Annotated in this window: 9 protein-coding genes; 1 reads left to right on the forward strand and 8 read right to left on the reverse strand. The window is 63.8% G+C overall.

From position 1 onward, the window contains the following. Nucleotides 1–7: 7 nt before the first annotated feature. From ABD104_RS27540 to lptG, 8 genes are all read right to left on the reverse strand, one after another. A complete protein-coding gene (locus ABD104_RS27540; RefSeq protein ID WP_343928589.1) occupies nt 8–976 on the reverse strand; it encodes a Bug family tripartite tricarboxylate transporter substrate binding protein in 969 nt (322 codons plus the stop codon). A 124-nt stretch (nt 977–1,100) separates the two neighbouring features. Then, nucleotides 1,101–2,417 (reverse strand): Rieske 2Fe-2S domain-containing protein, encoded by a 1,317-nt coding sequence (locus tag ABD104_RS27545; RefSeq protein ID WP_087840915.1) that lies wholly within the window; start codon nt 2,415–2,417, stop codon nt 1,101–1,103. A 146-nt stretch (nt 2,418–2,563) separates the two neighbouring features. Further along, complete coding sequence (locus ABD104_RS27550) at nt 2,564–3,307, reverse strand: FadR/GntR family transcriptional regulator (RefSeq protein ID WP_165963016.1); 744 nt, start codon at nt 3,305–3,307, stop codon at nt 2,564–2,566. A gap of 31 nt (nt 3,308–3,338) precedes the next feature. Continuing rightward, entirely contained in the window at nt 3,339–4,352 is a 1,014-nt protein-coding gene (rfbB, locus tag ABD104_RS27555; RefSeq protein WP_343928590.1) for a dTDP-glucose 4,6-dehydratase, read from the reverse strand. Continuing rightward, complete coding sequence (gene rfbD, locus ABD104_RS27560) at nt 4,349–5,230, reverse strand: dTDP-4-dehydrorhamnose reductase (protein WP_343928591.1); 882 nt, start codon at nt 5,228–5,230, stop codon at nt 4,349–4,351. The genes rfbB and rfbD overlap by 4 nt, the downstream gene beginning before the upstream one ends. Next, nucleotides 5,227–5,793 (reverse strand): dTDP-4-dehydrorhamnose 3,5-epimerase, encoded by a 567-nt coding sequence (gene rfbC, locus ABD104_RS27565; RefSeq protein ID WP_425543361.1) that lies wholly within the window; start codon nt 5,791–5,793, stop codon nt 5,227–5,229. The genes rfbD and rfbC overlap by 4 nt, the downstream gene beginning before the upstream one ends. A 25-nt stretch (nt 5,794–5,818) precedes the next feature. Then, nucleotides 5,819–6,640 carry a symmetrical bis(5'-nucleosyl)-tetraphosphatase gene (locus tag ABD104_RS27570; RefSeq protein WP_343928592.1) on the reverse strand — a complete coding sequence of 274 codons (822 nt, stop codon included), beginning with the start codon at nt 6,638–6,640 and terminating at the stop codon, nt 5,819–5,821. Beyond that, nucleotides 6,637–7,815, reverse strand: coding sequence for an LPS export ABC transporter permease LptG (gene lptG, locus ABD104_RS27575; RefSeq protein WP_343928593.1), 1,179 nt, complete (start codon nt 7,813–7,815; stop codon nt 6,637–6,639). Before lptG ends, ABD104_RS27570 begins: the two co-directional genes overlap by 4 nt. A 260-nt stretch (nt 7,816–8,075) precedes the next feature. Between lptG and galE the strand changes: the two genes are divergently transcribed. Then, nucleotides 8,076–9,110: a UDP-glucose 4-epimerase GalE gene (galE, locus tag ABD104_RS27580; RefSeq protein ID WP_343928594.1), complete on the forward strand. Its 1,035-nt coding sequence runs from the start codon at nt 8,076–8,078 to the stop codon at nt 9,108–9,110. Nucleotides 9,111–10,176 lie beyond the last annotated feature (1,066 nt).

The following is a 10,176-nucleotide window of genomic DNA, read 5'->3' on the forward strand; positions in this document are numbered from 1 at the left end:
GAAAGCGTCAGTTCTGGATATTCGCCTTCTGGACCACAGGCTTCCATTGCGCAACTTCGCTCTTGATGATGTCGGTCAGTTCCTGCGGAGTGCTGCTGTGAGGTTCGATCCAACGCTCGCGGAACAGCTTGTTCACCTCGGGATTGGCAACCGCGGTGGCCACGGCTCGATTGAGCTTGGCGACGATGGCGTCGGGCGTGCCCTTGGGGGCCAGCACGCCGAACCAGGCTACGCTGCGAAAACCCGGTACGTCGGCGGCGATGGCGGGCAAGCCGGGCGCCACGTCAGTCGGACGCTCGGTACCCACCGCCAGGTAGCGCACCTTGCCCGAGGCCAGCATGGTCGCGCCGTCCAGGCCGGTCACGAACGCGGCCTGGATCTCGCCGCCGATGAAGGCCGGCAGCATGGGTGCGCCTCCGGTATAAGGCACGTGCTGCATATGCAAGCCGGCCATGTCGTTGAAATATTCGCCCGTCAAATGCGATAGCGAACCCGCGCCCACCGAGCCGAAGTTCATCTTGCCGTCATGTTTCTTCGCATAGGCGATGAAATCCTTCACCGTCTTGGCGGGACTGTCGGTCGGGACGGCCAGGATCATCGGCGTCAAGGCCACGGTCGATACGGGCTTGAGATCCTTGAACAGGTCGTACGGAATCTTCCGTGTCAGCGCGACAATGGCATTGGGTCCGCTATTGCCGAAGACCAGCGTATAGCCGTCGGGTTCGGCACGCACGACCTGGTCGGTGCCTATGGTGCCGCCCGCGCCAGGTTTGTTGATCACCACCACCTGCTGACCGAGCGCGTCGCTCATCGGCTTTTGCAGCGCGCGCGCCAACTGGTCGGTCGAACCGCCTGGCGCGTACGGCACGATGATCTGGATGGGTTTGCTGGGATAGTCCGAAGCGCCCGCGGCGGCGGACAGCGAGACACAGGCCGCGCCCAATGCCAGGCGCCACTCGATGCGATGCAAGATCATGATGTCGTCTCCTTGGCGCGGATTCGATGAAAGGGTGCGCGCCTGTTGTGTTTCCCCCTATGCGCTTGCACGCGTCCCCTGGGGGGCTCTACCTGGGGACCGGCAAAGCCGGATCCGTCGCGGGTCAAGGGGTATAGCCGAAGTCCTCGCCCAGCCGGGCCCGCATCAGGTCCCGGCCGGCCGCCATCCAGTCGCTTCCCTCAGGGATCGTGACGGAGATGGCGCGCAGCATGAACAGCTCCGGCTGGCGGACCGAAACCGGCTCGGCTTGTTCCGTCGCCAGCCGCTTCAAGGCTTCCAGCAGGAAGCGCCGCGTGCGCGCGATGCCGGTGTCGGTGGTGCCCAGGTGCTCGCGCGTGCGGTCGTAGATCGGCGCCACGCCCGACTGGCATGCGGCATCCTGCACCCACAACCCCGGTAAGCCTGCCTTGTACTTCTCCACCTGCGAGCGGTAGTCGAACTGATAGGCATTGCCGCGATTGAATTTGCTCCAGTACGTGTGATAAGGGTCCGTGGGCGGGCGCTGTTCGAACGAGTGGTCCGAGGCGTGGCCCGTTTCGCGGCCGTTGTAGCCCTCCTTGAATACCTTGCGGCTCTTCTCGTAGAAAGTCTTCGAAGGGTGGTACGAGAACATCATGCACAGCGTGTGCTCGTCGTCGATCGGCACCCAGGCGTGGCCGCTCAGTTCAGGAAATTGCGACTGCGGCGGCACCAGCGTCCAGAAGGGCATCAGGAACTGATTGACCCGGACGTAGTTCTGCTCGTCGCCCACCTTGCGCCGCGCCGCGATGCTGATGCCGGCGTCGTGCTGCTGGCACTCGAAGCTGGGCATCAGGTCCTGGGCCTGGCGCCACTGATTCACGGTGCCGCCGTCCACCCGGCCATGCAGGATCGCCGCGTGGGCGGAATCGATCTCGCCCTCCAGCGCCTGCAGCCAATTGCACTCCTGCACCCGCAGCGTCACCACGACCTGGTCTTCCGGCACCAGGTTCCATTCCATATCGGGCAGCGGTGGAGGATTTCCCGCCTCCGGTCCCATGTAAGTCCAGAGCACGCCATGACGCTCGCGCACCGGATAGGACTTAATGCGCATGCGCCCCGGCATCGCCGATCCGGCGGGTTCCGCCGGCATGTCCAGGCAGCGGCCATCCACGCCGAATTTCCAGCCGTGGTAGATGCAGCGTAGCCCGTCTTCTTCATTGCGCCCGAACGCCATCTGCGCGCCCCGATGGGGACAGGCATGGTCTACCAGTCCCACGCGGCCGCTGCTGTCCCGGAACGCCACCAGGTCCTCGCCCAGCAGGCGCACCCGGTACGGCTGCCCGTCGGCTTCCACGTCCCTGGCGGCCAGGAAGGGCAGCCAGTACAGCCGCATCAGCCTGCCCATCTCCGTATCGGGTCCGACCCTGACCAAGCGCTCGTTATCTTCGTACGACAACATCTTCTGTCTCCGTGCCCATATTGGTTGAACCATTCAAGCAATCTACCAGTTCGGCAAAAGAGTTGTCCAGGGTTTTTTGCAATAGTCATCCCCCAAACGAAAACGCCGCCCGGAAGGGCGGCGTTTTCGCATTGCGAGAGCGGGGATCAGTGTTCCGGCGGCCGGCGCTCGGCCCACTGGTCCAGGTAGCGCGTCTGCAGGCGCTTGAGGTATGAGGTCATCTCTTTGACCGCCGCCTCCGCGTCGCGCTTGCGCAAATGCTTCATCAGCCGGTCGCGGGCCGGCTCCGTAAAGGCGTTCTCGCTCGGGCCGATGCGTTCGATGAACAGGCCCATCACCTCCATCACGCCGGCCATCGTGGCCTCGATAATGGGATTGCGGGTCATACGCGCCAGGATCAGGTGGAATTCCCGATGTAGCCGCTGGCGGATGTCGAAACGATCATCCGCAATCGCCTGCCGGCCCGCCTGAATGTTTTCGTCCAGGGCCCGAAGGTCTTCCTCCGTCGCTCGTTCGCACGCCACCCGGACCACGATCTCGCTCAGCCAGATGCGGGCTTCGGTCAGTTGCTCGGGCGAGATCGCTCCCAGGTGATAGAGATTACTGAGACCGTCGATGATGGAGTCGGAGCTGCCGTGCAGGATGTAGGCCCCGCCGTGCGTTCCCTTGCGCATCTCCAGGATGCCGGCCCGTTCCAGCGTGCGCATCGCCTCGCGCAGCGTATTGCGGCTCACGTTCAGCTTGGCCGCCAGGTCCCGCTCGGACGGCAGCCGGTCACCGGGCTTGAGCAACCCTTGCGCCACCATGGCGCGGATCTGGGATTCGATTTCATCCACGGCGCGAGGCGCAGCAATGGCGGAGAATTCGACCGTGGCGGGAGGGAGCTTCATGGCAGCCGATAAGGACTTTGGTCCAATCATTCTACCTGTTGCGGGAGGCCAGATACCAATCCACGGTCTTCTTTATCGCGGCATCAAAGTTTTCTTTCGGCACCCATCCCAGCTCCTCCCGCATCTTCCCCGCGTCGATCGCATACCGCCAATCATGCCCCGGCCGGTCCGCCACGAAGCTGATCAGCCGGCGATGCGGCGCGCCCTCGGGATGATGTTCATCCATCAGCGCGCACAGCTTCTCGGCCACCTGGATATTGTTCAGTTCGCAGCCGCCGCCGATGTTGTAGGTCTCGCCCGTGCGCCCGTCCCGCAGCACCCGGTCTATGCCCCGGCAATGATCATCCACGTACAGCCAGTCGCGCGAATTGCCGCCGGTGCCGAACACCGGTATCGGCTCGCCCGCCAGGCAGCAGCGGATGATGGTGGGAATGAACTTCTCGTCGTGCTGGTAGGGGCCGTAGTTGTTCGAGCAATGCGTCGTCACCACCGGTAGTCCATAGGTGCGGTGATAGGCGCGCACCAGGTGATCCGAGGCCGCCTTGCTGGCGGAGTAGGGCGAGTTCGGCGCGTAGGGCGAGGACTCGGTGAAAGGCGCGTCGTCCGGCCCCAGCGAACCGTAGACCTCGTCCGTGGAAATGTGGTGGAAGCGCCGCCCCTGGGCGGAGCGGCCCTCGGCCAGCCAGGCCTGCCGTGCCGCCTCCAGCAGTACGAAGGTCCCGTCCACGTTGGTGCGCACGAAATCGCCCGGCCCGGTAATGGACCGGTCCACGTGCGTTTCGGCGGCGAAGTGGACGATGGTGTCGACGTCGTGCTCGCGCAGCAGACGGGCGACCAGTTCCGCGTCGCAGATGTCGCCATGGACGAAGACATGGCGGCCGCTGGCGTCGAAACGGGGAAGGATGTCCGGATCCGCCGCGTAGGTCATCAGGTCGAGATTGACGACCCGCACGCCTGGATCGCTGGCCAGTAGAGCGGCCACGAAGTTCGATCCGATGAAGCCGGCGCCGCCCGTGACCAGGACCTGCCGGGGAACATGATTCATGCCGCGTCCTTCCATGCGGACAATACCTCTTGCAATCCCGCTCGCCAGTCGGCCGGTTCCAGTCCCAGGACCTCGCGGCCCCGCGTGCCGTCCAGCACCGAATAGCGCGGCCGCCGGGCTGCCGCGGGGTAGTCGCCGCTGCCGATGGCCGCCACCGGGGGCGCCGTGTCCAGCAGGCCCGTATCGCGAGCCTGGGCCATGATGGCCTGGGCGAAGCCATGCCAGGTCGTCACCGGTCCGCCCGGATAGTGATAAGTACCCCACGGCAATTCTTCGCCACCCTGGATGCGGCGGGCCAAGTGCAACAAGGCCCGGGCAATGTCGCCCGCGTGCGTGGGCGTGCCCGTCTGGTCGGCCACCACGCGCAGCGGCCGGCCTTCGCCGGCCAGCCGCAGCATCGTGCGGACGAAGTTCCCGCCATGCGCGCCGAACACCCACGACACCCGCAGCGTCAGATGGCGGGGCAGCAGGGCCGGCAGCAGCCGTTCCCCCTCCCACTTGCTGCGGCCGTAGACATTCAGCGGATGCGGGGTGTCATCCTCGGTATAAGGTGTGCCCTTGGCGCCGTCGAATACATAGCAGGTCGACAGATGCAGCAGCGCCGCGCCCTGGGCCGCGCAGGCCAGGGCCAGATGACGGACGCCATCCCGGTTCACCGCCAGGGCCCGCTCGGGCTCGCCTTCCGCCTTGTCCACCGCCGTATGGGCGGCGGCGTTGATCACCACCCGGGGACGATACTCGGCCACGATGCGGGCGGTCGCCACGGGATCGCTCACGTCCCACTGCCCGTGATCCAGCCCCACGACTCCCAGCGCCGCGCCGCGCAAAACCAGCTCGCGCCCCAGCTGCCCGCCGGCGCCCGCGACCAGGATGGTCATGGCGTACCCCGATAGGGCGGCAAACGGTCGCGCGGCAGGTCGGCCAGCAGCGGCTGCGCCTCGTCCTTGGCCGACAGGACATACGGACCCGCGCCGGGCCAGGCGATGTCCAGCGCGGGGTCGTCCCAGCGCACACCGGCCTCGGTGGCCGCATCGTAATAGGCCGTGCACTTGTAGACGACCTCGGCCTCGTCCGACAGCACACAGAAGCCATGGGCGAATCCGGCGGGAATCCACACCTGCCGGTGGGCCTCGCCATCCAGTTCCGTGCCCACCCAGGCGCCGAAACGCGGCGATCCCAAGCGCACGTCCACCGCCACGTCGAAAATCCGGCCCCGCGCCACCCGCACCAGCTTGCCCTGCGCGCCCGGCCACTGGAAATGCAGCCCGCGCAGCACACCGCGCCGCGACAGCGATTGATTCTCCTGCACGAACTCCGCCTGGATACCGGCCTGCTCCAGCCAGCTTGCCCGGAACGTTTCCACGAAATACCCGCGCGCATCGCGCCGCACCTCGGGCGCGAACACCAGCACTTCCGGCAGGCGGGTCTCCAGCACGTCCACGATTACCCCTTTTGCCGGCGGGCGATCAGCCCGGCACCTGATACTGCTGGCAGGCCACCTGCACCAGCTTGTGGTCTTCCAGCCGCGCCGCGGTCAGTTGCCCGCCCCAGACACAACCCGTGTCCAGCGACAGCAGGCCCGGACGCTCCAGCAGACCCAGCGTCGACCAATGCCCGAACACCACCGTGACCGACTCCGTCGCCCGGCCCGGCACGTCGAACCAAGGCATGAACCCATCCGGCGCATGCCTGGCGTTCGCCTTGGCCGCGAACTCCATCGTGCCGTCCGCCGTGCAGAAACGCATCCGCGTCAACGCATTCACGATCACCCGCAGCCGATCCGCGCCTTGCAGCCCGTCATCCCAGGCCGCCGGCTGATTGCCGTACATCTGCCCCAGGAAATCCTGCCAGTCGGGTCCGCGCAGCGTCGTCTCCACCTCGCCGGCCAGCGCCAGCGTCTGCGCCGCCGTCCAGCCGGGCAGCACGCCCGCGTGCACCATCAGATGCCCCAGCTGGAAATGCGCCAACGGCCGATGCCGCAGCCAGGTCAATATGTCGGCGGCATCCGGCGCATCCAGGATCTCCTGGATCGTGTCCGACTTTCCCACCTTGTGCAGCCCGGCCGCCACCGCCAGCAGGTGCAGGTCATGATTGCCCAGCACCGCCACCGCCCGCTCGCCCAGCGACATCACCTTGCGCACCGTCGCCAGCGAGGCAGGCCCGCGGTTCACCAGATCGCCCGCGAACCAGAACCGCGCATCGGCATCGCCCGCGATCTCCGGCCGCGCAAGCAGCGACTCCAGCGGCGCGCAGCACCCCTGCAAGTCGCCGATCATCCAGATACTCATGTCGCCGCGCCCGCCGCCTGCCGCCACCGGGCGCGCAGCAGATTGCCGTACTCCATCCCCAGCATCGCCAGCAGCGCGGCACCCAATGCCAGCGCATTGGGCGCGACCGCCGTCACCCAGGCCGGCCAGCGATTCAACATGCCCACATTCAGCGCCAGCTGATTCAACATGAAAAAGCCCACGCCCAGCAGAATGCCCAGGAAAATCTTCACCCCGACCCCGCCGCGCCGCGTCTGCATGAACCCCACGGGCGCCGCGATCGTGATCATCGCCAGGAGCGTGAACGGATAGATCAACTTCCGCCAGATGGCCACGATCTGCCGGTCCGACGTCAGATGGTTCTTGTTCAGATAGCCCACATAATCCAGCAGATCCGTGAACGACATCCGCTCCGGCGTCAGCACCCGGGCAAGCAGCAATTCCGGCGTCAGCGTCGTCGACACCGTACGCTCGGCCTCCCGGGTCACCACCACCGGCGCCTGCGTCGCCCGCGTCCCCGCGTGCAACGAAGACTCCAGCGTGGGGGAAACCGTCGTGATCGCCACGTCATGCAGACGCAGCTCATTCGTACCGAAACTGGCCGTCTTCGCCTGCGTGATCGACGCCAGCTGCCGCGACGGCGTGAAATCGTACAGCGTCACATCCGAGGCGCCGCCGCCGGCCTGCATCGCTCCCACATTGATGATGCGCTCGCCGGTCGCGGCGTCCTCCTTGAACCAGTAGCCGCTGCGCAGCACCCCCGAAGACCGACCACCCGCGCTGCCCGTGATCGTCAGGCGCGTCTCGTTCAGCTTGATCTCGGCCGCCGGCGTCAACCACTCCGCCAGCACGATCGCCAGCATCATCACCGGCACCGACACCAGCCACAACATCCCCAGCAGCCGCATCCCGCTTACCCCCGACACCCGCAGGATCACCAGCTCGTGCCGCTGCGCCAGCCCCGCCAGCGCCAGGATCGCCCCGATCAGCAGACCGATGGGCAGGATGTCGTAGATCCGCGTCGGCAGCGCCAGCAACTCCAGGAACAACAGGTGATACAGCTTGAAGCCGCCGCGGCCCACCTGGTCCAGATCATCCACCAGGGCGAAGAACGAAAACAACCCCACCAGCGCCATGAGGACGACGGACGAGGAACGATAGATTTCGGTGGCCAGGTAGCGGCGGGCAGTGTGCACGGCGGAGGAGAGCGGAAAACAAGCCGCTAGTGTAAATGAGTGGGTCGTCTGAGACAGCACGGGGGTGGGATGCGGCACAGGCCATCAGGAGCACCACCAGCAGCGTTGTGCTGCCCTACTAATTTTGTGAGAAGGGAGAATTTTATCTCTCTGTCCGGTATGCTGTGTCGCTATTGATTGTGGTACACGCGACTCTTTTTAGGGATCGCGATCGTGAACGGCTCAGCCTGCGGGTTCGAGTGTGATAATTGGTGTTGAAAATGTCTATCTTAGTAACTGGTGGTACTGGCTACATAGGTAGCCACACGGTGGTGGCGCTGATTGAGGCGGGATATGACCTTGTCATCCTCGACAACCTTAGCAACTCCAGCCGCAAGGTCCTGACGCGGCTCGAGAAAATTGTTGGAAAACCGTTGGAGTTCGTGCAGGGGGATGTTCGGGACGAAGCGCTTCTGGGCCGAATTTTCCAGGACGCAGCGCATCGGGGGAAACCTCTCAGTACTGTCCTGCATTTCGCAGCTCTGAAGGCAGTGGGGGAGTCGGTTCGAGAGCCACTGCGGTACTACGACAACAATGTTGGTGGCACCTTGAGCCTATTGAGGGCGATGCAAACGGCCAATGTCAAAAAATTCGTCTTCAGCTCTTCCGCGACCGTATACGATGCAAACCTGACGTGCCCGTTCCAGGAAGGAAATCCAATAGGGCCCATCAATCCCTACGGATGGACGAAAGCAATGGTCGAGCGGGTGCTGTGCGATATGTGTACAGCGAATGACCAGTTTAGTGCAATCGTCCTCAGGTACTTCAACCCTATTGGCGCTCACTCCAGCGGTTTGATAGGTGAGGATCCAAGTGGAATTCCCAACAATCTGTTTCCCTTCCTGACTCAGGTTGCTGTCGGCCGCCGTACGCATTTGAGCGTCTATGGTGGCGACTACCCAACTGTCGACGGAACGGGTGTGCGGGACTACGTGCACGTCATGGACTTGGCGGAGGGGCATGCCAAAGCTGTGGCGCATGTCGCTGACACCAAGGGGTTCGTGCCTATCAATCTCGGCACAGGGCACGGCACGAGCGTTTTGCAGTTGGTCCGGGCGTTCGAACGGGCTATTGGGCGCACTGTTCCATTTCGGATAGAAGGCCGCAGGCCCGGAGATCTTGCCGAGTCATGGGCGGACGTCGCACACGCTTCGAAACTACTTGGTTGGGCCGCCAAGCGGGATGTTGACCAAATGTGTCAGGATGGCTGGCGCTGGCAGTCGGCTAATCCCGAAGGGTATGGACAAGCAGGCTGAGTTGTTACCGCTACTACGGCCCGAGCGGCCTGTAGCATCGGATGGGTCCACGGGGTTCCCTCGACACAGAAGAGGGCGATGGGCAGCGCCGCGCAGGCAGATGACACTGCTGGCGCTGATTAGTGATCGTGTATTGTTCGTGCCGACCTACGGATGCGCAAAAGCGGCCGGAAATTTGTCCCGTGCGTACTTTGCATCTATGGTGCGAGCGCGCGGCTGCTCTCTTTCCCAAAGAGTTTCGCAGGCACTGCATCGGTATAGCGATGAATGCACGTGTCGAATGGCCACCACTTCAGGTGGGTTGAGAGAGCCTAACCAAGCGGTACGGCAGATAGGGCATCCCACTGATTTCCTGAGTTTGAGCATCTTGTACCCAATGAGATCTGCGATTGTGCAACAGCACGAGTGTAAGCCGTGAGCATGTCAGTTCGAAGGCTCTGCCAGGGGAACGGCGTAGCCTGCTCTCATTAGACCACCAGCATCTATGAACTGGTGTGCTAAACGTAACCGAATCCGAAGTTAGCCCGCCCGCAGGATGTGCGCGAGCTATTATTCCGCCGATGAGCGAGTAGCTTGAGGTGCAGCGCTTGAGCGTGTGGTGGCCGCGGGGTGGTGGCTTGCCTGGGCGAAGCAATGGCGACACATCAGCGCTGCTGGCGGCACGTAGTGGCCGCATTCAGGGCACAGGCTGCCGCCTCTCAGTGAAATTTCTCTTAGCCGGCGTTGGCGGCGCTGGCGGCGCTTGTATAGGTACCAAGGGAGGCCGATTATGATTCCGGCCATGGGGATAGCCAGGGCGACGAGCATGTGCTGCCTCGCTCGAAGTGAGAAGCTGCGATGCAACATTATATGTTGCGTCAATTACAAATAGCAATCACTCTTTTTTATGACGCCAGACACGCCGCGGGGTTTCAGCCTATTTGGTAACAATAAGAGCAACGGCAAATATTGTGCGATGCATTAATTCTTTAGTCCGCCCTGAACAATGCGCAATCCCTTGATCTGAAACGTGGTTCTGCTGATTGATGGGCCCGGGATTTGCAAGGTATGGTTTTGCCAGTGCCTG

It is taken from the genome of Pigmentiphaga daeguensis, from assembly GCF_039523035.1.
In the GTDB taxonomy this organism is placed as follows: Bacteria; Pseudomonadota; Gammaproteobacteria; order Burkholderiales; family Burkholderiaceae_B; genus Pigmentiphaga; species Pigmentiphaga daeguensis.